This window comes from Heyndrickxia vini, from assembly GCF_016772275.1.
In the GTDB taxonomy this organism is placed as follows: Bacteria; Bacillota; Bacilli; order Bacillales; family Bacillaceae_C; genus Heyndrickxia; species Heyndrickxia vini.
Genome location: NZ_CP065425.1, coordinates 2,538,027 through 2,559,602 on the forward strand (window position 1 = coordinate 2,538,027; position 21,576 = coordinate 2,559,602).

At 34.4% G+C, this 21,576-nt stretch carries 22 protein-coding genes and 1 pseudogene; all 23 read right to left on the minus strand.

Annotated features, from left to right (window positions below; genetic code table 11):
• Positions 1-5 precede the first annotated feature (5 nt).
• The 23 genes and pseudogenes from fliL to sucC all read right to left on the minus strand — a co-directional run bounded on the left by fliL (position 6) and on the right by sucC (position 21,481).
• The gene (gene fliL, locus I5776_RS12675; RefSeq protein WP_343066387.1) at positions 6-434 is read right to left on the minus strand and encodes a flagellar basal body-associated protein FliL; all 429 of its coding nucleotides are present in this window, start codon (positions 432-434) and stop codon (positions 6-8) included.
• Positions 421-642: a flagellar FlbD family protein gene (locus I5776_RS12680; protein WP_202776772.1), complete on the minus strand. Its 222-nt coding sequence runs from the start codon at positions 640-642 to the stop codon at positions 421-423. Before I5776_RS12680 ends, fliL begins: the two co-directional genes overlap by 14 nt.
• Before the next feature lie 47 nt (positions 643-689).
• Positions 690-1,913 carry a flagellar hook protein FlgE gene (locus tag I5776_RS12685; protein ID WP_202776773.1) on the minus strand — a complete coding sequence of 408 codons (1,224 nt, stop codon included), beginning with the start codon at positions 1,911-1,913 and terminating at the stop codon, positions 690-692.
• Positions 1,914-1,994: 81 nt separating this feature from the next.
• Positions 1,995-2,390: a TIGR02530 family flagellar biosynthesis protein gene (locus tag I5776_RS12690; protein WP_246483782.1), complete on the minus strand. Its 396-nt coding sequence runs from the start codon at positions 2,388-2,390 to the stop codon at positions 1,995-1,997.
• 12 nt (positions 2,391-2,402) lie between these two features.
• A complete protein-coding gene (flgD, locus tag I5776_RS12695) occupies positions 2,403-3,041 on the minus strand; it encodes a flagellar hook assembly protein FlgD (protein WP_202776774.1) in 639 nt (212 codons plus the stop codon).
• 8 nt (positions 3,042-3,049) lie between these two features.
• On the minus strand, positions 3,050-4,321 hold the full coding sequence (locus tag I5776_RS12700) for a flagellar hook-length control protein FliK (protein ID WP_202776775.1): 1,272 nt from the start codon (positions 4,319-4,321) through the stop codon (positions 3,050-3,052).
• A gap of 36 nt (positions 4,322-4,357) precedes the next feature.
• Positions 4,358-4,945, minus strand: coding sequence for a MotE family protein (locus tag I5776_RS12705; protein ID WP_202776776.1), 588 nt, complete (start codon positions 4,943-4,945; stop codon positions 4,358-4,360).
• A gap of 21 nt (positions 4,946-4,966) precedes the next feature.
• The gene (fliJ, locus tag I5776_RS12710; protein ID WP_202776777.1) at positions 4,967-5,413 is read right to left on the minus strand and encodes a flagellar export protein FliJ; all 447 of its coding nucleotides are present in this window, start codon (positions 5,411-5,413) and stop codon (positions 4,967-4,969) included.
• 10 nt (positions 5,414-5,423) lie between these two features.
• Entirely contained in the window at positions 5,424-6,734 is a 1,311-nt protein-coding gene (gene fliI / locus I5776_RS12715; RefSeq protein WP_202776778.1) for a flagellar protein export ATPase FliI, read from the minus strand.
• Positions 6,731-7,498, minus strand: coding sequence for a flagellar assembly protein FliH (fliH, locus tag I5776_RS12720; RefSeq protein WP_202776779.1), 768 nt, complete (start codon positions 7,496-7,498; stop codon positions 6,731-6,733). Before fliH ends, fliI begins: the two co-directional genes overlap by 4 nt.
• Positions 7,491-8,504 (minus strand): flagellar motor switch protein FliG, encoded by a 1,014-nt coding sequence (fliG, locus tag I5776_RS12725; protein ID WP_202776780.1) that lies wholly within the window; start codon positions 8,502-8,504, stop codon positions 7,491-7,493. Before fliG ends, fliH begins: the two co-directional genes overlap by 8 nt.
• A 12-nt stretch (positions 8,505-8,516) precedes the next feature.
• Entirely contained in the window at positions 8,517-10,106 is a 1,590-nt protein-coding gene (gene fliF / locus I5776_RS12730) for a flagellar basal-body MS-ring/collar protein FliF (protein ID WP_202776781.1), read from the minus strand.
• Positions 10,107-10,167: 61 nt separating this feature from the next.
• Positions 10,168-10,428: a flagellar hook-basal body complex protein FliE gene (fliE, locus tag I5776_RS12735; RefSeq protein ID WP_425490382.1), complete on the minus strand. Its 261-nt coding sequence runs from the start codon at positions 10,426-10,428 to the stop codon at positions 10,168-10,170.
• 62 nt (positions 10,429-10,490) lie between these two features.
• A complete protein-coding gene (gene flgC, locus I5776_RS12740; RefSeq protein WP_202776782.1) occupies positions 10,491-10,940 on the minus strand; it encodes a flagellar basal body rod protein FlgC in 450 nt (149 codons plus the stop codon).
• 2 nt (positions 10,941-10,942) lie between these two features.
• Positions 10,943-11,335: a flagellar basal body rod protein FlgB gene (gene flgB / locus I5776_RS12745; protein WP_202776783.1), complete on the minus strand. Its 393-nt coding sequence runs from the start codon at positions 11,333-11,335 to the stop codon at positions 10,943-10,945.
• Positions 11,336-11,749: 414 nt separating this feature from the next.
• Complete coding sequence (codY, locus tag I5776_RS12750; protein WP_202776784.1) at positions 11,750-12,529, minus strand: GTP-sensing pleiotropic transcriptional regulator CodY; 780 nt, start codon at positions 12,527-12,529, stop codon at positions 11,750-11,752.
• A 159-nt stretch (positions 12,530-12,688) separates the two neighbouring features.
• Positions 12,689-14,095: an ATP-dependent protease ATPase subunit HslU gene (hslU, locus tag I5776_RS12755; RefSeq protein WP_202780790.1), complete on the minus strand. Its 1,407-nt coding sequence runs from the start codon at positions 14,093-14,095 to the stop codon at positions 12,689-12,691.
• A gap of 77 nt (positions 14,096-14,172) precedes the next feature.
• Positions 14,173-14,714: pseudogene (gene hslV / locus I5776_RS12760) on the minus strand (ATP-dependent protease subunit HslV).
• Between the two features lie 106 nt (positions 14,715-14,820).
• Entirely contained in the window at positions 14,821-15,720 is a 900-nt protein-coding gene (xerC, locus tag I5776_RS12765; protein ID WP_202776785.1) for a tyrosine recombinase XerC, read from the minus strand.
• A 267-nt stretch (positions 15,721-15,987) separates the two neighbouring features.
• Entirely contained in the window at positions 15,988-18,063 is a 2,076-nt protein-coding gene (gene topA / locus I5776_RS12770; protein ID WP_202776786.1) for a type I DNA topoisomerase, read from the minus strand.
• A gap of 384 nt (positions 18,064-18,447) precedes the next feature.
• Positions 18,448-19,320 (minus strand): DNA-processing protein DprA, encoded by an 873-nt coding sequence (gene dprA / locus I5776_RS12775; RefSeq protein WP_202776787.1) that lies wholly within the window; start codon positions 19,318-19,320, stop codon positions 18,448-18,450.
• A 67-nt stretch (positions 19,321-19,387) separates the two neighbouring features.
• A complete protein-coding gene (gene sucD, locus I5776_RS12780) occupies positions 19,388-20,290 on the minus strand; it encodes a succinate--CoA ligase subunit alpha (protein WP_202776788.1) in 903 nt (300 codons plus the stop codon).
• A gap of 21 nt (positions 20,291-20,311) precedes the next feature.
• Positions 20,312-21,481 (minus strand): ADP-forming succinate--CoA ligase subunit beta, encoded by a 1,170-nt coding sequence (gene sucC / locus I5776_RS12785; RefSeq protein ID WP_202776789.1) that lies wholly within the window; start codon positions 21,479-21,481, stop codon positions 20,312-20,314.
• Positions 21,482-21,576 lie beyond the last annotated feature (95 nt).

Here is a 21,576-nt window from a genome sequence, read left to right on the forward strand (position 1 = left end):
GTTATTCATTGTATTACATAGGAGGTTATATATATTTTTACGACATTACCATTTTGTAAATAGTGATCAATTTTAGTTTTTAACGTATTTGTTAAATTTTCTTTGCCTTTTCTTCCTTTTAAATCATCAGAAGATACTTCGGAAAGTTCTTCAATAACGGAATCCTTCACTTGGAAATCACGTTTTTCTAACTCTTCTTTTGCTTTTTTATTATTTGTCTCTATTTTTAAGGCAATTTTAATAAAATGATTATCTTTTAAATTTGTCGTAATCTCAGGTACATCTAAAGAATTTTCTACAACTTCTTCAATAGTAGGCTCGGCAGTTTCTTTTTTTGTATCCATTTTATTAATAATTATAATTGCAATTGCACCGACTAATAATATTCCTAAAATAATCGTAATACTTGTGGCAACCATTTTATTCTTCATCATCTATCACCTCCTGATTTAACGTACCGATAATATTAATGGAACGGTAGAACTGATAGATTTTTTCTTGAATTTGCTCCACCGTTTCTAAAACGACGTATTTATGTCCATTTAATAATGTAATGGTCGTATCAGGAAAAGCTTCAATTGTTTCAATATAAAGGGCATTTAACATAAAACGTTGGCCTTTTAATTTTGTTACGCTAATCATATTTTTATCGGGACTAAGTCAAGAAACTTAGTCCCGTTCCTCCCTAATTATCGTTTTAGATTTATTAATTCCTGTAAAATTTCATCGGATGTTGTAATAATACGGGTATTTGCTTGGAAACCACGTTGAGCTACAATCATTTCAGTAAATTCTTCTGAAAGGTCAACGTTTGACATTTCTAGTGAACCGGATGCAAGCGTTCCGAGACCATTACCAGGGTTACCGTAATTTGCTGTACCGGAGTTAACAGTTGCTTGGAATGTATTGTTTCCGGCTTTTTGAAGCCCGGCTGGGTTGCTGAATTTGGCAAGTGCTAGTACACCAAGTTCAATAACTTTTCCGTTTGAGTATACACCGTTTACCTCACCCATCGAACCGATATTAAAGCTTTCGAGTGAACCTTGTTCTTGTCCATTTGGTGTAAACACAGCGTTTAGATTTTCTCCGCCATAGGTAAGTTTAGATAAATCTAAATTTATATTACCTGTTTCTGTATATTTCCCAGTGCCATCATTTAATTTTAGTTTTATATTAGTTCCATTTTGGGTCCATTTATTATTAGTTGCATCATAAGTAAGATTAATAGAAACTTTATTTGCATCAGGAGTATTTGCCGGTGGTGCATCTAATGATTTATCCTCAAACGTAAATTTCCATGACGTTCCATCACTTGAGCTAGTTTTTAATTCTAGTACATGTTTCACACCATTTCCATCAACCACTTCAATTTGTTGAGTTTGTTCTGTTGTTCCGCTAACACTTTTAGGCAAGTTACCAACTACTTTTATGTCGTCAGTCAGTTGTGAAGGAAAAATAGAATTCACATCTACGACAATATCTTTCAAATTCCCTGTACTATCGAATTGTTGAACTTTCAATCCATCACTATTTACTAGAGTACCAGTATTATCTAAATAGAAGTTTCCGGCACGAGTATATAGGTTTGAGTTGCCATTTTTCACGATAAAATAGCCGTCTCCGTCGATTGCTAAATCGAGTGATCGACCTGTTGTTTGTAAACTTGATTGAGTGTCAACGATGTCGATGGAAGCAAGGGTTGATCCTAAGCCGACTTGCATCGGGTTTTTACCGCCTTTTCCGGCAGTTGCTCCACTTGCACCTGAGACTGTTTGGTTCATTGTGTCTTTGAATGTGACACGACCTTTTTTAAATCCGTACGTATTTACGTTTGCAATATTATTTCCAATTACGTCTAATTTCGTTTGAAAATTTTTCATACCACTTATTCCTGAATACATGGAACGTAACATATTGTTTTCCCCTCTCGAAATGGTTTAGCTGTATCTGTCAGTCAACAGCTATCGACTTCCTTTTCGGTCCAGTCGATTAAATTAATTTACGATGATTGCACCGTTTATATTAGTGAATATTTGTTCACTTGCTTCTTGTAAATTCATTGCAGTGATAACCGTTTCATTTTTTGCACTGACAATTAATGCAGCATTTTTTACAATGACAAGCGATTCGCTTATCCCTTTATTTTTTGCTTCGGAAACTCTTTGACCAATTTTATCCCATTGTCCTTTGTCAATATGAATACCTCTTTGCATTAACCTTTCACTCGCATGTTTACTTATCGTCAATTTTGTTGATTGTTGCGATAAAGCATGATTTAAATGCTCTGAAAAGGGTGCTTGTACTTGATTTGACCTTCGTATTGAACTAGGGATTGTTTGCTTAGACGTAATTGGTTGTAATGGAACTTGACTAAATATTGGTCTATCCACTAAACCACATCCTTAATTTTCAATTTGTGTTAATTGCTCCGCTTTTATCTTTTTGTCATTATCTAAAACAAGCCACGTATTTCCGTCTTTTGCTGAAACAGATTTAACCTTTGCTTTTTGTTCTTTTCCGTCATCGTCAAGCCAAGTGACAGATTTTCCGATTAAATAACTTGCTTGTATTAATGAATTTTCTTTACTTTGTGTATTTACTTGGGAAATATTAGCGGGATCTAATTCAGTTCCATCGTCCAATATAAACTTGACTGAATTTTCAACAAAACGAACACCTTTAATAATTCCTTTCCCTTGTAAAATCTTCGTTCCATCTTCGGAATTTTTATCTTCCACTATTTTGTGCCATGTAATTTCTTTGCCAACGAATTGTGTATAAGTAATTAATTGGTTCTGCTGTTGCATCTCCACAAATGTTTCCATTGACTTACTCATATTAGTCATTTGCTCTAATGATGAAAAAGTGGCCATTTGTGCAATAAAATCTTTATCTTGCATTGGGTTTAATGGATCTTGATTTTGTAATTGCACCATTAATATTTTTAAAAAGTCATCTTTTCCTAAAATGTCCGAACCTGTTTTTCTTTTTGTATTTTGTGTACTAGAGTACATAAGATTTGGATCTATTGTGTTTGCCATATCATCACCTATATTTTCTCTTCTAGTAAACTTTCTTGTAAAAGGTCTGAAAAATGTATGTTATTTTCATCTTCCAGTTCATTAGTTTGTTTGGCTTGCTCCTGCTCGAATGCTTGTTTTCCAGATTCATTGCCGCCACGATCAAATCTTTGTGCTTCCGCCTCTCCATATATAACATCAATTTTGTCTACTTGAATATTCTGTTGTGTGAAAGCAGTTTTTAATTGATGTAGTTGAGAATCAAGTAATTCCTTAGCAGAACCAGTTGAGGCAAACATTTTTGCCGTTAACATTCCTTTATCCTGTAAAATCTCAATTCTCAATGAACCGAGATGCTCGGGATATAATTTAATTAACAGCTTGTTTGTGCCATCACCTTTAAGTAATTGTGATTTCCCAATGATATTAGAAAAATCTTTTATAAATTGCTGATAATCAACAGGTTTAGTTTCTTTATTTACATGAATCGTAAATTGCTCTATTTTTGACATGTGCTGCATTGCAACGGGATTTGATACTGGTTGCTCATGTATTTCAGTTTGACTACTACTTGAACTACCATTGGTGTTATTTTTAATAGCTTCTTGTTTATCGACAAGTACCCGTTGAAAGGTATTCTGTAAAATAGAGTTTTTATTATCATTGCTGTCTTTCGCAAGAATTGTTTCTAATTTGGAAATGACTGTTTGCATTGATTCTTTGAGAACCGATACGTTTTTTATATCACTTTTAGAAAGATCCATTTGTTTCGCCAAACCTTCAATCACTGCACCTGTTTTGGCAGCAACATGCAACAAATCCGGATTCAAATGTTTTAAAGTCTCCTTCGGCAAGCTTGAAAGAACGGTTAATAAATCCGCTGCACCTTTTATGTACTCACCGTCTTGCATTGATTTTTTCACTGACAATAATTGGTTTGATTGTATTGGATTATTTTTCATTAGTGAAAGAAGTTCATCAATGATTGCTGTTAATTGGTCTTTCCATTCATCTTTTTTCAAACCTATTACATCACTAATTTGATCCTCAGTCGGTTTTGTCTCATTAATTAATAATCCCGCACTATTTTCATCTTCCATGAATCCATTTTTTAATACTTTCAGGATTTCATTTAAAGCCTCTAATAAATTTTGTTCGCTATCCGCTGTCATTCCATTTTGTGAATTCGCAATCATATCAAATGCATTCTTGAATCCTTTTGGCTGTTGAATTTGACCAATTTGTCCTAATTTTTGTTGAACCGGGAGTTGAGCTGACATTTGTAATACTCCTATATTCACTTTTCCACCTCCTTCCAATCTCCTTAAATAATTTACCTAGTTTGTATTAGCACTAAGTAATTCAGTGTATTTAGCAGCACGGTCAGCAGGCATCTTTTCCATTACTTTTGCTAATACATCTGATTTCATATTTGATAAGATTTTTAATGCCTCTTTATCGTTCATATTCAATATGATCGGTGCTGCATTTTTAGCAGACATCGTTTCGTACGTACGGACTATTTCCGAAAAAGCTTTTTTGTTTTTTTCCTGAATTTGCTTCAATTCTGTAATTTCATCTTGAAGTCTCTTCTGTTCTAGCAAAAGTTGATTCTTTTCCGTATCCTGACTATCAATTTTAGATTGCAATTGTGTTAATTCAGCATTTTTATTCTCAATTTCTGCTTGTAAATCTACAATTTTATCTTCATATTTTTTTAGGCTTTTACCGCTTTTTGTTTCGCTATTTGCTGATGCAGCAAACGGAAGTTTTGTACTGATTTCTTTCGCCTTTTCAAATACATTTACACCAGCAACTTGAGCAACCACTAATCCGATAAAAATAGCAAATAATAGAGGAATTAAGACAACATATAAAAACCACTGAAACTTATTTTTTGTTTTTTTATCATTTTGTTCATTCATAACTTTGCCCACATGAATCACCTAGTTTCCACTGCGATGAAAATAAATTTGAGTTGAAATTTCATCAATTTGCTTGTTCTCCATTTCCTGTATTAGAAATAGATATTTTTCAAAATCTTTTTCTTTTAATTTTTCATATTTTTTCATTTCAATGTTTTTTTCTTGTAATTTCTGTTCATACCAATTCATTTGGTTTCTTGCATTTATGACTAGATCCTGATAGTGCTTAATAGATTTTTCTAAGTTGGTAATAAATCGTTGATGATGCCTAATTTCTTGAATAGATAGTCCGGTTTCTAATTTAGATGTTTGAAAGTCCAGCAAATCTTCCTTTTTCTTTAATAATTGATAAAGCTCTTCCGCTACATTTTCAAACCGTTTGACAGATTTCTGATAAGTTGAAAGGGCCTCATCTTTTTCCCTTTCTTTAAGGGATAATATTTTTTCGAATTTATATTGATATTTCATCAGCTATCCCCTATTCTGCAAGGTTTATAATTGCTTCAATGCTTTCTTCCATCGTAATTTTTTCATTTGTTTTTTGTTTTAAAAATGAAATGATTTCCGGATATCTTTCAATTGCTTCATCAATTTCTTTAGAAGCACCTCGTTTATAAGCTCCTATATTGATTAAGTCTTCCGAATTCATATACGTGCTTAAATATTCCCTTACTTTTTCAGCTGCATTTTTATGTGTATCTGTAGCTAAATGATTCATTAGTCGGCTAATACTTTTTAGTACATTAATGGCAGGAAATTGTCCTTTATTCGCTAAATTACGATCGAGTACAAAATGGCCATCTAAAATTCCTCTGACAGTGTCAGCTATGGGCTCATTCATATCATCACCATCAACTAATACTGTATAAAACCCGGTAATGGTTCCTTTTTCATTAGTCCCCGTTCGCTCCAATAATTTTGGTAAAATTGCAAAAACAGAAGGAGTGTACCCTTTCGTTGCGGGTGGTTCACCAACTGCAAGTCCGACTTCCCTTTGTGCCATTGCCACACGTGTAACAGAATCCATCATAAACATGACATTTAACCCTTTATCACGGAAATACTCTGCAATCGCAGTAGCTGTAAATGCACCTTTTATCCGCATAAGTGCAGGTTGATCTGAGGTGGCCGCTATAACGACAGATTTTGCTAGTCCTTCAGGTCCAAGGTCTCTCTCAATAAACTCCCTCACTTCACGGCCACGTTCTCCAATCAATGCAATAACATTAATATCCGCTTTCGTATTTCGAGCTATCATGCCAAGAAGTGTGCTTTTTCCTACCCCACTGCCGGCAAAAATACCGATTCTTTGTCCTTTTCCAACCGTTAATAAGCTATCAATTGCTCGTACACCCACTTCAATTTCCTCAGATATCGGGGGCCGTTTTAAAGGATTCGGTGGACTTTGTTCAGTCGGAACAGATTTCATCCCCTTCGGTAAGGAGGAACCATCCATTGGATTTCCTAAAGAGTCTATGACTTTTCCTTTTAGTGTTGGACCGACTTTTACCTCTAACGGCTTTGAAGTCGTTTCTACTAAACTACCAGGCGCTATTTCCTGTATATCAGAATAAGGCATTAAAATAACATTTTCGTCCTTAAAACCAACTACTTCCGCTTGGATTTTCCGAGTTTGTTTTTTTCCATTCAAATGAATCCAACATACATCGCCAATAGAGCTCTCCGGTCCTAATGATTCAATCATTAATCCGACCACACGTTTTACTTTTCCGTAACGCTTATATGTTTCAATTTCTGGAATCAATGATATTAAATCGCTTGCTTTCATGAGTGAACACCCTCAATAATTTCCATAAGTTTCAGCTTTAGCTCAGAAAGTTGGCTGTCAATACTTGCATCAATTCTTCCATGGCTCGTTTCTATCAAGCATTGATATTCATTTAATTGATCATCTGGATAAAGATAACATTGCTGATTATTTAGAAATAGTGCGTCTAATTCTTCTTTACTTTGAATAACTAGACTGAACTGATTTGGATGAATATAAATATGTACATCCTTATTTTCCCTTGCTTCTTTTACGACTTGTTTTACAAGAGATACGAATGATGAAGGATGTTCCATTAAGGTTTCCTGCAGTATTTTTTCGGCTGCCTTTATACCGAGGTCAAGAATTACCTTTTCGGACGATTCAATATGTCTTAGAAATTCTTGTCTCATTTCATCCGTAATTTGATTCGCTGTTTCAATTAGATGCTTATATTGGTCAAAGCCTTGTTTTTGCCCTTCCGAAAATCCATGCTGGTATCCTTCTGATTTGGCTTCTTCGACTAGTCTTGCTTTTTCCTCTATCCATTCATTTCGTTCAATCTCTACACTTTTTCTTATTTCTTCAGCATTTTGTTCCGCAGCAAGTAAAATCTCTTTCGCTTGGTGTTGGAAATGTTCAAGTATTTTCTTTTTTTCAATCTCCAACTGTCCGTCTAATTCAATCTCTCCATTTGGGTCGAATTGTGAAATGTCTTTAATTCCGATTACTTTTCCCACTCTATTTTCATTGACCGATGTACGTGATTTAATGATTCTAGACAATAATGTCGTCCCCTCCACCACGAGCAATGATAATTTCACCAGCATCTTCCAACCTTCTGATGATTGAAACAATTCTCGATTGGGCTTCTTCTACATCTTTCAAGCGGATAGGTCCCATATATTCCATTTCTTCTTTGAATGTTTCTACCATTCTCGTTGACATATTCCTATAAACAACATCTTTCACTTCATCACTTGAAACTTTTAAGGACAATAATAAATCTTCATTCTCACATTCTCTAATGACGCGTTGGATGGATCGATTATCCAATGTAACGATATCTTCGAAGACGAACATTCTCTTTTTAATTTCTTCAGCTAGTTCCGGATCTTGAATTTCAAGTGCATCCAAAATAGTTTTTTCCGTTGCACGGTCAACACCATTCAGCACTTCAACGACAGATTCGATTCCACCTGTTTGTGTGTAATCTTGTGTGACGGTAGCTGATAGTTTTTGTTCTAATATCGTTTCAACCTCACTTATAATTTCCGGAGAAGTTCGATCCATTAATGCAATTCGTCTCGCAATGTCTGCTTGAACATCCTGTGGCAATTCTGAGAGAATTTGCCCTGACTTTTCAGGTTCCAAATAGGAAAGAATTAAGGCAATAGTTTGCGGATGTTCATTCTGTATAAAATTCAGTACTTGTCCAGCATCCGCTCGTCTAGCAAAATCAAAAGGTCGAACTTGTAATGATGAGGTCAACCGATTAATAATTGTTGCAGCTTGATCTGCACCCAGTGCTTTTTCAAGCACTGTTTTCGCATATCCAATACCACCTTGAGAGATATAATCCTGCGCTAAAGCTAGATTATGGAATTCATCAAAGATGTCTTCCTTTGTATGAGATTCAACCTTTTTAACTCCCGAAATTTCCAAAGTTAACTTTTCAATCTCTTCTTCAGATAAATGCTTATAGACCGATGCAGATACATCTGGACCAAGTGATATGAGAAGGACAGCGGCTTTTTGTTTTCCGGTTAAACCTTTTTCTCTACTCGCCATTTTTATCCCCCTTTAATCCTCTGAAATCCAAGTTCTTAATAATTTAGCAAACTCATCTGGTTTTTCTTTAGCCATTTTTTCTAATTGTTTCTTTCTTAATGAGCTTTCTGTTTCATGTTCTTCATTCACATCAGCAATTCGAATTGGTTCCGGTTCATCGAGTATATCTTCATCTGTTGCTTCAGCATTTTTCTTTTTAGATCGGAGCATTAAAATAATTAGTACGATTATTACTAATAGAAGTAATCCACCAATGAGATACACCCACCATGGGATTCCCGTCTGATTGCTTGCAGTTTCTTTCATTTTTCCATCAAAAGGTTGAACAGAAACGGCAATTTTATTTTGAAGATCCTGATCGCTTATATTTGCAACTTCCTTTTTATCAATCGATGTTCTGATGATTGTTGATAATATTTTCGAAATGTCATCTCTTGTACTTTGTGGCAGTGAATTCAGATTTTTCGGATCTGGTGGTTCAAGCATTACTTGAATTCCAAGATCCCTTATTTTATATGGACTTTCTGCTATTTGTTTATGAATTTTATTCACTTCATAATTAACAGAATTCTGAACTTTTTCATAATCTCCGTTAGAATCGCTGCCAGCTACGTAACTACTTCCTAAAGAATCAGCTGGATCTTGTCCTTGAGGAACTCCTCCCGCTGCATTGCCTTTTCCTGAATAGGTTTCAGTAATGTTCTGAGCGCTTATTTCAAGACCCTTCATATTATCTTTATCGACTGGTGCAACTAAATTTTCTTCACGATTTTCTTGAGTAAAGTCAATGTCAGCAGTTACGGATGCTACAACTTTGTCATAGCCAATCATTGTTCCTAGCATCGATTGAACTTGCCTTTGAATGTCACGTTCAATCTGATGTTTTATATCCATTTGTTGAGTAAATGTATTTCCCGTACTATTGTCATTATTTAAATCAAAATACTCAAAATTCTGATTCATAATGACGATATTATCATTAGTGAGGTTAGGGACACTTTTCGATACCAAGTTATAAAGGGATTTTATTTGTGATTGATTAAATTCATAACCCGGTTTCGTTGTTAAAACAATTGATGCTGATGCCTCTGCATTTTTGTCATTTACAAATATTTCTTTCTTAGGCATATTAATCATTACCTTTGCATCTTCAACACCATCAATTTCCTTTATTAAGTTAGATAATTCTGTTTGCATAGCTTCCAATTTAACTACATCGAATTCATTATCAGTCATACCAAAACCTGCATTTTGGCTAAAGAAAGAATAATCAATACTTCCAGATTTAGGGATTCCCTCTGAGGCTAATTCAATTTTTAAAGAATCAACATTTTCTTCCGGTACTTTAATTGTTTTTCCACCATCGGCAATCTCTGATTGAATCCCTTTTGAATCAAGGCTTTCTTTGATTGAGCCTGCTTCGGTTGGTGATAAATTGCTATACAGCGGTACCATAGTCGTTCTAGTAGTAAAAAATGTAATAATTGCAATTAAAAATATAACTAGCAAAATGGAGGAGATACCTACTATCTTTTTTCTCTTTGATAAATTATTCCAAAACTCTTTCATCTTGACTGAATAGTTTTTTAATTTCTCATTCATTAACTATCCTCCAATATTAAACAAAAAAAGAATAAATATAAAAATGCGTGATTACAATTTATTAGACTTGCATTCTCATTGTCTCTTGATATGCTTCAACTACTTTATTTCTAATTTCCAATGCTGCTTGTAAGGTGATACTAGCTTTTTGAGCAGTTATCATTACTTGATGCAAATCAACATTCTCGCCTTTAGCCATTTTTTCTGTTAAAATATCTGAATCAATTTGTGACTGATTGACATCGTTAATGGACTTTTTTAGAAGATCGGAAAATTTGACTTGTGATTGTGTATTTGGCGATTGGATATTTTTTTGTTCCAACGGTCGTAAAATATTCGTAGCAACCGAATTAATATTTTGAATAGCCAATGATATTCCTCCTTTTATTTACCTATTTCTAAAGCTTTCATCATCATCGATTTGGATGCATTAAGAACGGTTACGTTTGCCTCATATGATCTGGTTGCACTCATTAAGTCCACCATCTCCCTAAGTGGATCAACATTTGGCAGGCTAACATAACCATCTTGGTTGGCATCAGGGTTCTCTGGGTCGTAAACTAATTTTGAAGGTGTATTATCTTCGACTATTTTAGTTACTTTTACTCCACCAGTACCGTTTTGATTATTGAGAGCTGTTTGAAAATGATTTGTAAAGGAATCAGATCTCGGCTCAAGAACGACCATTTTACGTTTGTATGGTTGCCAGACCCCGTTTACTAATTTTCCTCTTGTCGTGTCTACGTTAGCCATATTAGAGGAAATAACATCCATCCTTAAACGTTGAGCAGTAAGAGCAGAAGAAGTAATGCCCATTCCATTAAACATAGACATACTTATTTCCCTCCTCTAATCACTGTCTGTAAAGTTGAAAATTTCCCACTAATTCGATCAGATAACGCATCATAATATATTTGGTTCGTTGCAAGGTCGGACATTTCTTTATCAACATCCACCCCATTTCCATTTTCGTTATACTCAATATTTTGTTGTGTCGATATAAGGGAATCGCTTGCCATATTTTGAAATTCAAAGTGTCTTGAATCCGTTCGTATCGCTTCAAACGGTTGGTTTAACTGCTGATCAAACACCTGCTTAAAACTAACTTCCTTTGGTTTATAGTTCGGTGTGTCAACATTTGCTATATTATCGGCAATGACTTTTTGTTTTAATGAAGAATAATCCAAGGCACGTTCTAATGTATTAAAAGTAGTAGAAAATAAATTCAATTATGACACCTCTTACTTTTCTTAGACATTTTTTGATTTTTTATGACAATCTTCTTACAAACTATTATTATTTTAAAGTTAAATATACGGACTGTCCATGCTATGTATAAAAATTTCATTAAAATTTCCTTTATTTTAATTAAGATAGGACTTTTGGTATACGTCCGATTCTTTATTTAAAAACTCATTATTTGCTGATCTAATTTTAGCAACTTTTATTACTGTCAACTACTGTGTTTTATTGGTATTTTTTCATTTCATTTTTATTATAAAATTGCACTTTCATAGGTATTTATAACCATGTTTTTTTGTAATTGTTCCAAAGTTTTTTATTATTTAATATTATCCATGCATAATAAAACCACCAATGAATCAATCATTGGTGGTTGCATAATGTCGAGATTCGACGAAACCTTAATTTGATTTTAATTTTTCAAGTTCAACAAGGAATTTATCATTTAATACTTTGATATACGTACCTTTCATTCCTAAAGATCTTGATTCGATTACACCGGCACTTTCTAATTTACGTAGCGCATTGACGATAACAGATCGCGTAATACCCACTCTGTCAGCAATTTTCGAAGCTACTAGTAAACCTTCTTTGCCGTTTAACTCTTCAAAAATATGCTCGATTGCTTCTAGTTCACTATATGATAACGAACTAATCGCCATTTGAACAACCGCTTTGCTTCTAGCTTCAACTTCAATTTCCTCTGATTTTTCACGAAGAATTTCCATACCAACTACCGTTGCACCATATTCAGCAAGGATTAAATCATCATCATGGAATTTCTCTTGAAGACGAGCAAGAATTAAAGTACCTAATCTTTCTCCTCCACCGATAATTGGAACAACTGTTGTTAATCCACTTTGGAAAATTTCTTTATTTTCAACTGGAAATGCAGTATATTCACTATTCACATCTAAATTTGGCGATGTTTCATTTATGCTGAAAAGACTATTTGTATATTCTTCCGGAAATTGACGATCTTCTAACATCTTTGTCATACGCTCGTTTTCAACTTGTTGATTAATAGCAAAGCCCAATAATTTTCCACGACGGCTAACAACATAAACATTTGCCTCAATTACTTCACTTAAAGTTTGAGACATTTCATTAAAATTAACCGGTTTCCCAGCAGCTTTTTGTAACATTGCATTAATTTTTCTTGTTTTGTCTAATAAATTCATTTTTCTTCCTCCTAGTGGATTCATTACTTCATTTTGTATTTCATTTTTTTGAACTGATAAGGATTTTTTCATTTCTATGTTAATAATCCCGACTGTTGATTTTTCGCTCCAATCAACTTAGCAGCAAAATCAATAGTGTCCTTTAACATAGCTATTTCATTAAAGTATGAACTGACTTAAGTCTTTGTTTTGCGAAATTGCTCCGAGTTTTTCGTTTACATATTGAGGTGTAATATTAATTTTTTCCAGTGTTATGTCCGGTGCTTCAAACGATAAGTCTTCGAGAAGTTTCTCTAAAATTGTATGCAACCGTCTTGCCCCAATGTTATCCGTATTTTGATTTACTTCATATGCAATTTCTGCAATTCTAACAATAGCATCGTCAGAAAATTCAATTTGTATACCTTCTGTCTCCAATAATGCAATATATTGTTTTATTAATGCGTTATCCGGCTCAACTAAGATTTTCACAAAATCTTCAACAGTTAGTTTACCAAGTTCTACACGAATAGGAAAACGCCCTTGCAATTCAGGAATCAATTCGGATGGTTTCGCCATATGAAATGCACCTGCTGCAATAAATAAAATATGATCAGTTTTTACTGAACCGTATTTTGTCACTACAGTTGAACCTTCAACAATTGGCAAAATATCTCTTTGAACTCCTTCACGAGATACATCTGCTGATGAGGAGTTACTATTTTTACCGACAATCTTATCAATCTCATCTATAAAAATAATACCCATTTGTTCGGAACGAAAAACAGCTTCTTGTGTTACTTCATCCATATCGATCAACTTTTGTGCCTCATCGTTTGTTAAGATTTTACGTGCTTCCTTAACAGTTACTTTTCTTTTCTTCTTTTTCTTAGGCATTAAATTGCTAAATGCATCTTGCATATTCATTCCCATTTGTTCCATACCGGATCCTTGAAGCATATCGAACATAGAAGGTTGCTGTTCTTCAATCTCTACAGTAACTAATTCACTTTCCAGTTCACCATTGGCTAGTTTTTCTTCAATGCTTTTTCGGTATTCTTTCATTGGAACATCTTCTGAAGAATCTTCTTCCGATTCATTCGATTGATCATTTCCGCCAAAAATCATTTCAAAAGGATTTTTATAGTTCGATGATTTCTTTTTTGAAGGAACGAGTAATTCAACTAACCGACGATTCGCGTATTCTTCTGCTCTTTCCTTTACTTGAATCACTTTTTCTTCTTTTACTAAACGTACCGAAGTTTCAACCAAATCTCTCACCATTGATTCAACGTCACGGCCAACGTAGCCAACTTCTGTAAACTTGGTAGCCTCTATTTTTATAAAAGGGGCTCCAACTAACCGAGCCATTCTTCTTGCTATCTCTGTTTTTCCTACCCCGGTAGGTCCGATCATTAAAATGTTTTTCGGTATGATTTCATCACGAAATTTTTCATCTAAAAGGCTACGACGATACCTATTACGTAATGCAACTGCTACAGCTCTTTTGGCATCTTTTTGTCCGACAATATATTGATCTAATCGATCGACAATCTGTCTGGGCGTTAAACTCATTGCTTTATTCATATTGTTTGCCACATCAATTCACTCCTTAAATTCAGTTTAAATAAATTTCTTAGTGATTCGAGAAATGACATAACTTATTATAGTTCTTCGACAATAATATTAGTGTTCGTATACACACATATGTCTGCTGCAATATCCAGTGATGCCTTCGCAATTTCTTTTGCGGTAAGCATTTCACCTGCATGTTGTTTAAGTGCCCTTCCCGCCGATAGGGCATAATTTCCACCGAGCCTATAGCCAGAATTCCATCGTCCGGTTCAATTACTTCACCTGTACCGGAAATTAAAAGCATTTGGCTTTCATCCATTACGATTAACATCGCTTCTAATTTTCGTAAAATTTTATCGCTTCTCCATTGCTTCGCAAGTTCAACTGCCGCTCTTGTTAAATTCCCATTAAACTCCTGAAGTTTCCCTTCGAACATTTCAGATAAAGTAAATGCATCGGCTACGGAACCTGCAAAACCTGCCAACACTTTCCCGTTAAATAACTTTCTTACTTTTTTTGCGGTATGTTTCATTACTACTGCATTTCCAAAAGTAACTTGACCATCTCCCGCCATTGCTGCTTTACCTTTATGCTGAACAGCAAAAATCGTTGTTGCATGGAAATCTCCCATATGAACACCTCCGAATAATTAATGCAAATTAATTATTTATTTTTTGATTGGAACGAACTTATAGATTGACAGTTCTGAAAAAAACTTTATTTCATTTATCATCAATTTAAGCTCTTGGATGATAATTTAAATACGTTTTACGCAATTGTTCCTTCGTCACATGTGTATATATTTGAGTTGACGATAAATTTTCATGTCCAAGAAGTTCCTGTACTGTCCTTAAATCTGCACCATTATTTAGTAGATGAGTGGCAAACGTATGTCTAAGCATATGTGGATGCATTTTTCCAGTAAGTGCAGCTTTGCTAATCAAATTATTTAAAATATGACGAATTCCTCTAGTCGTTAACGGAGTTCCTCGATAATTGACAAAAAGATATTCGTGATTGGACTTGTTCATTAGTAAAGGTCTAGCATTCTTTATGTAATTGTTTAGTGCATCATTTGCAAAAGTCCCAAATAATACAATTCGTTCTTTTTTCCCTTTACCTTTAACATGAATCGTTTCAAAGTCAAAATCAATATCATTTAGTTTAATATTTGCACATTCACTTACACGAATTCCTGTGGAATACAACACTTCAAGAAGTGATAAATTTCTAAAGTCTAAGTTTGTATTTCCCTGACAAACTTCAAAAAGCTTTTCCATTTCCTCTTCATAAAAGAATTTCGGAATCTTTAGTTGTTTTTTTGATTGAGAAATTAACGTAAATGGATTTTCCTTAACTATCTTTTCCCTCATCAAAAATTTAAAAAAGCTTCGTAAACTAGAAATTTTGCGAGCTAAACTTGTTCTGCTATATTCCTTTTCATACAGTTTTGTTAAATACAACCTGGCATCAAAATATTCAACATCTTCAAGGTGTGAAATACCTTGTTCAACCATGAACATGTAAAAGTGTTCAATGTCTCTGCGATAAAATTTCACGGTGTATTCAGAGTAATTTCTTTCTACCTGAATATACTCAATAAAAGCATATAGATTCGTTTTCAAATCCTCATCCATATTAACACCTCATAAGGCTACTAAATATTATCACACTTTAGTAGCCCTTGCAATCAATGTTACAAACTTTTCACAAAGTTTTGAATTGTTCACTAAACAAGATTAATTAAATTCGACAAATTTTTTATTTATCCCCTAAAGCATTTTACAACACTCAATCAAAGAAATAAAGTATTTGCAATTTTTTTAGTTAATCAATCTTCTTAAATTTTTTCCCTTTTAGAACAAAAAAGGTGAGTATCGCAACTCACCCCACTACTTTAATTATTATTCCACAGTCTTTTCTTTATAATCACAATTCGTACATTGTACTTGGACACCTTTTTTTAGTTTCTTTTCAACTAAAAGCTGTTCACATTTCGGACATTTTCTTTCGATTGGCTTATCCCATGATAAGAAATCACATTCTGGATAACGATCACATCCATAAAAGATTCTTTTCTTTTTACTTTTTCTTTCAATTATATTTCCTTCATTACATTTCGGACATTTAACCCCAATTTCCTTTACGATTGGTTTCGTATTTCTACAGTCCGGAAAATTACTGCATGCCATGAATTTTCCGTATCGTCCCATTTTGAACACCATTGGGTTTCCGCATAATTCACAATCTTCGCCGGCTTCCTCATCCTTAATTTCAACTTTCTCCATTTCTGATTCGGCCTTCACTAGATTTTCATAAAAACCTTTATAAAAATCATCAATTATTTTTACCCACTCGATTTTTCCTTCCTCAATTTCATCGAGATTATGTTCCATTTTTGCTGTAAATTCCACATCTAAAATTTCAGGAAAGAATTCCATTATTAGCTCTAAAACAATTTCGCCAAGTTCAGTAGGGATAAATCTTTTATTATCAAGGGCTACATATCCTCTTTTTTGAATCGTATCTAATGTAGGAGCATATGTAGATGGTCGTCCAATACCTAGTTCCTCAAGCGTTTTTACTAAACGTGCCTCCGTATATCTAGGAGGTGGCTGTGTAAAGTGTTGTTTCGGATCAACCAAGTCTGATTTTACTATATCTCCTTCCACCATTTGAGGGAGAAATTTTTCCTTTTCTTCGGATTGGTCGTCTGTTCCTTCGACATACACTTTCATAAAACCAGAAAATTTCAATTTGGATCCATTTGCTCTAAAAACAATCTCACCATTATTTAAATCAACACTCATCGTATCCATAATCGCTTGAGCCATTTGACTAGCGACAAAACGTTCCCAAATTAATTTATATAATCTTAATTGATCACGGCTTAAAAATTCTTTAAGTACACTCGGTTCTCTCATCGTACTTGTCGGACGGATGGCCTCATGCGCATCTTGAGTATTAGATGATTTCTTTTCCTTTCGCTGCTCTGTGCGAATATATTCTTTTCCATATTGCTGTTGAATAAAATTTGCAGCTTCTTCTTGTGCAACCTCAGATATACGAGTAGAATCTGTTCTCATATAAGTAATTAGACCAACCGTTCCTTCTTTTCCTAAATCGATTCCTTCATATAGCTGTTGTGCTAACATCATCGTCTTTTTTGCTCTGAAATTTAGCTTTCTGGCTGCTTCTTGTTGAAGTGAAGAAGTGGTAAATGGCGGAGCAGGATTACGCTTTCTTTCCTTTTTTGATACAGAAGTAATTTCGAAATCTTTCCCTTTAATTTGGGAAAGAATAGATTTAACTTCCTTCTCCGACTTAAGCTCCACTTTTTTCCCATTTATACCGTAAAAGGAACCTTGGAATGTATCTTTTCCTTTTTTAAAATCGGCAACGATTGTCCAATATTCTTCAGGTATAAAATTTTTAATTTCATTTTCACGATCAATGATTAACCGAACTGCTACTGATTGTACCCGACCTGCACTTAATCCTTTTTTTACCTTTTTCCACAATAATGGACTGATGTTATATCCAACTAAGCGATCCAAAATTCGTCGTGCTTGTTGTGCATCAACTAAATCCGTATTGATTGGACGCGGATGTTTAAATGATTCTTTAATGGCATCTTTTGTAATTTCATTAAAAACAACTCGGCAATCAGAATGGATATCTACATCTAAACTATGTGCCAAATGCCATGCAATAGCTTCCCCTTCGCGATCAGGGTCAGCCGCCAAGTATACTTTCTTAGCTTTTTTTGCTGCAGTCTTCAGTTCCTTTAAAACAGGTCCTTTTCCTCGAATGGTTATATATTTCGGTTCAAAGTTATGTTCAGTGTCAACACCCATTTGACTTCTAGGTAAATCCCTAATATGTCCCATCGATGCTTTTACTTTATATTTCTTTCCTAAATATCGTTCAATGGTTTTCGCCTTTGCCGGCGATTCCACGATTACTAAGTACTCTGACATTAAGAAGCCTCCCAGAGGTTTTCATTATTTTTCTAGTTATATACTTTTCCAATATTTCCAATACGTAAAATCAAGTGTTCATATTAACCCTGATTTTTTTATTTGTCAATAAAGAGCAATAATTCAAAACTAGAAATCGTTTTCATAATTAGTTTTTTATTGCTAGTATCTGTTGGAAACAGTATAACAGATTTTCCAAAATTGCAACCTTTTTCTCTTAAACAGTTTATTTTTTATCATTTCATTCGAAAATTTTCAGTTTGTTTTCCTTAAGAAACTATAGATAAATCTAGATATATGAAAAAAAAGCAAGAAAATTACATCATTTAAATATTTGGCTTTGTAAAATCTTATTTGGTCATACAATAAGCAGATGGTTCACACCTATAGGTTAAGTTCAGTGATAATATCTTCACTTTTTAGTACCAATTTTGCTCCCTGCTGTATTAGCATATTTGTTCCTTTTGAAAGTGGGTCAAACATATTACCCGGTATTGCGAATACTTCTCTGCCTTCCTGTAATGCATATTCCGCAGTAATTAATGATCCACTTCTTTCCTCCGCTTGAATAATTAATGTTCCAATCGACAATCCATTTATGATTCGATTTCTCATTGGGAAATGCCATTTTTGAGGTTTTGTATGTGGAGGATACTCTGAAATAAGAAGATGCTCTTTTTTCATATTCTCTGCTAATTGTTTATTTTCCTGCGGGTAAACATGAAAAAATCCATTTCCTAATACACCAATTGTTTTTCCGCCAAATTGGATGGTGGTTTGATGTGCAATTGTATCTACCCCTTTTGCTAGACCACTGGTAATAATCACCCCTCTATTAATTAGACCAGGGAGCAGCTCTTCTATCACTTTTCTAGCATATCCATTTCCTTTTCGTGAACCTACAATTGCAAGGGAAGGTTGGTTTAGAAGGGAGGCATTACCTATTGTGTATAAAACGATAGGAGGGTTATAAACCTGCTTTAATCTAAATGGATATTCTTTATCAAAAATAGTTATTGGATGAATGTTATGGTTCATAAGAGTGGTTAAAATTTTGTCGGGATATAAATGGTGAAGATCGTTATAAAACTTGGAGAAGGCTTCTGATGAAAGCTGTGTGAGGTTTTTTAATGTGGGATCCGATAAGCGATATATATTTTTTAGACTTGGATCCGATTTAAGAATTGCTATTATTGCTTGCGATCCTATTCCCCTGCAATAATGAAGATGTATCAATTTTTTATTAAATTCTTCCATATAATTCTCCTTCGAATGGTAGTAAAATAGTCCCTCTTAAAAGAGGGACTATTCATTTAACTCTATCTTAATGTGTTTTACACTTTTCGTAAAGTCCTCTTTCTTTAAGAACTTCAATTAATGTTTCACCCATTACTGATGGTGTTGCTGCAACTTTAATACCGCATTCATTCATGACACGGATTTTTTCTGCAGCTGTACCTTTCCCACCGGAAATAATCGCACCAGCATGTCCCATACGTTTTCCAGGAGGTGCTGTTACACCGCCGATAAATCCAACAACTGGTTTTGTCATATTAGCTTTCACCCAGTTAGCAGCTTCTTCTTCAGCAGTACCACCGATTTCACCAATCATAATTACAGCTTCTGTTTCTGGATCTTCATTGAATGCTTTTAATACATCAATAAAATCAGTTCCATTAACAGGATCTCCACCGATACCTACAGCTGTTGTTTGTCCAATACCCGCTTGTGATAATTGATGAACTGCTTCATAAGTTAATGTACCAGAACGTGATACAACACCAACATGTCCTTTTGTATGAATGTATCCAGGCATTATACCGATTTTACATTCTTCTGGAGTGATAACACCAGGACAGTTAGGACCTACTAAACGAGTCTTTTTGCCTTCCATATAACGTTTAACTTTTACCATATCTAATACTGGAATATGTTCAGTGATACAGATTGTTAAGTCTAATTCCGCGTCAACAGCTTCCAAAATTGCATCAGCAGCAAAAGGAGCTGGAACATAGATAACAGAAGCATTAGCACCAGTAGCTTTTACAGCTTCTTCAACTGTATTAAATACTGGTACACCTTCAACTTCTGTTCCGCCTTTACCTGGTGATGTTCCACCAACGATTTTGGTACCATATTCTAGCATTTGTTTTGTATGGAAAAGAGCTGTTTTACCAGTAATACCTTGAACGATTACTTTTGTATCTTTATTAACAAAAACGCTCATTATATTCCCCTGCCTTTCTTATTATCTTGTTGTGCCTACTAATTCAACAATTTTTTGTGCACCGTCTGCCATAGATTCAGCTGCTACAATATTTAATCCTGATTCATTAAGAATTTTCTTACCTAAATCAACATTTGTTCCTTCTAAACGAACAACTAAAGGCAATTCTAAACCAACTTGTTTCGTTGCTTCTACAACACCTTCAGCAATAATATCGCACTTCATAATTCCACCGAAAATATTTACGAAGATACCTTTAACATTTTCATCAGATAAAATGATTTTAAATGCTTCAGTAACTTTCTCAGCAGTTGCACCGCCCCCAACATCCAAGAAGTTAGCCGGATCGCCGCCATAATGTTTAATGATGTCCATAGTAGCCATTGCAAGACCCGCACCGTTTACCATACAACCGATTTTTCCGTCTAATGCAATGTAGCTTAAATCATATTTAGAAGCTTCAATTTCTTTTGGATCTTCTTCTTCAAGATCGCGATATTCCAATACGTCTTTTTGGCGATATAGTGCATTAGAGTCAAAGTTTAATTTAGCATCTAATGCCATAACATTACCGTCACCAGTTACTACAAGTGGGTTAATTTCAGCAATAGAACAATCTTTTTCAACAAATGCAGTATATAATCCCATCATGAATTTAACCGCTTTATTTACAAGATTAGCTGGAATATTAATATTGAATGCAATTCTGCGAGCTTGGAATGCAGTCAAACCAACAACTGGATCAATTGTTTCTTTGAAGATTTTTTCAGGTGTTTTTTCAGCAACCTCTTCAATTTCAGTACCGCCTTCTTCGGATGCCATTAATACAACACGTGAAGTAGCACGGTCTAAAACAAGACCTACATAATATTCTTTTTGAATATCACAACCTTCTTCAATTAGAAGGCGCTTTACTTCTTTTCCTTCTGGACCAGTTTGGTGAGTTACTAATGTTTTTCCTAAGATTTCGTTTGCATATGTACGTACTTCATCCAAATTCTTAGCAACTTTAACACCACCGGCTTTACCACGACCACCAGCATGAATTTGTGCTTTAACGACACATACAGTAGTACCTAATTCCTTTGCTGCTTCCACTGCTTCTTCAACTGTGAACGCAACTTTACCATTTGGTACCGCTACCCCGTATTTTCTGAGGATTTCTTTACCTTGATACTCATGGATATTCATTTTCCATCCTCCTATCAAACTCTACAAAAAATAAACTGCGATTCCATTGTATAAAATGGATGAAAATATGTCTAGCTTTCTGACGAAATTAGAAT

Coding starts and splice junctions, on each gene's coding strand:
- fliL (WP_343066387.1), bottom strand. CDS start 434: ATGATGAAGAATAAAATGGTTGCCACAAGTATTACGATTATTTTAGGA.
- I5776_RS12680 (WP_202776772.1), bottom strand. CDS start 642: ATGATTAGCGTAACAAAATTAAAAGGCCAACGTTTTATGTTAAATGCC.
- I5776_RS12685 (WP_202776773.1), bottom strand. CDS start 1,913: ATGTTACGTTCCATGTATTCAGGAATAAGTGGTATGAAAAATTTTCAA.
- flgD (WP_202776774.1), bottom strand. CDS start 3,041: ATGGCAAACACAATAGATCCAAATCTTATGTACTCTAGTACACAAAAT.
- I5776_RS12705 (WP_202776776.1), bottom strand. CDS start 4,945: ATGAATGAACAAAATGATAAAAAAACAAAAAATAAGTTTCAGTGGTTT.
- fliJ (WP_202776777.1), bottom strand. CDS start 5,413: ATGAAATATCAATATAAATTCGAAAAAATATTATCCCTTAAAGAAAGG.
- fliI (WP_202776778.1), bottom strand. CDS start 6,734: ATGAAAGCAAGCGATTTAATATCATTGATTCCAGAAATTGAAACATAT.
- fliG (WP_202776780.1), bottom strand. CDS start 8,504: ATGGCGAGTAGAGAAAAAGGTTTAACCGGAAAACAAAAAGCCGCTGTC.
- fliF (WP_202776781.1), bottom strand. CDS start 10,106: ATGAATGAGAAATTAAAAAACTATTCAGTCAAGATGAAAGAGTTTTGG.
- flgC (WP_202776782.1), bottom strand. CDS start 10,940: ATGTCTATGTTTAATGGAATGGGCATTACTTCTTCTGCTCTTACTGCT.
- codY (WP_202776784.1), bottom strand. CDS start 12,529: ATGAATTTATTAGACAAAACAAGAAAAATTAATGCAATGTTACAAAAA.
- hslU (WP_202780790.1), bottom strand. CDS start 14,095: ATGAATAAAGCAATGAGTTTAACGCCCAGACAGATTGTCGATCGATTA.
- xerC (WP_202776785.1), bottom strand. CDS start 15,720: ATGGATGAGGATTTGAAAACGAATCTATATGCTTTTATTGAGTATATT.
- topA (WP_202776786.1), bottom strand. CDS start 18,063: ATGTCAGAGTACTTAGTAATCGTGGAATCGCCGGCAAAGGCGAAAACC.
- dprA (WP_202776787.1), bottom strand. CDS start 19,320: ATGGAAGAATTTAATAAAAAATTGATACATCTTCATTATTGCAGGGGA.
- sucD (WP_202776788.1), bottom strand. CDS start 20,290: ATGAGCGTTTTTGTTAATAAAGATACAAAAGTAATCGTTCAAGGTATT.
- sucC (WP_202776789.1), bottom strand. CDS start 21,481: ATGAATATCCATGAGTATCAAGGTAAAGAAATCCTCAGAAAATACGGG.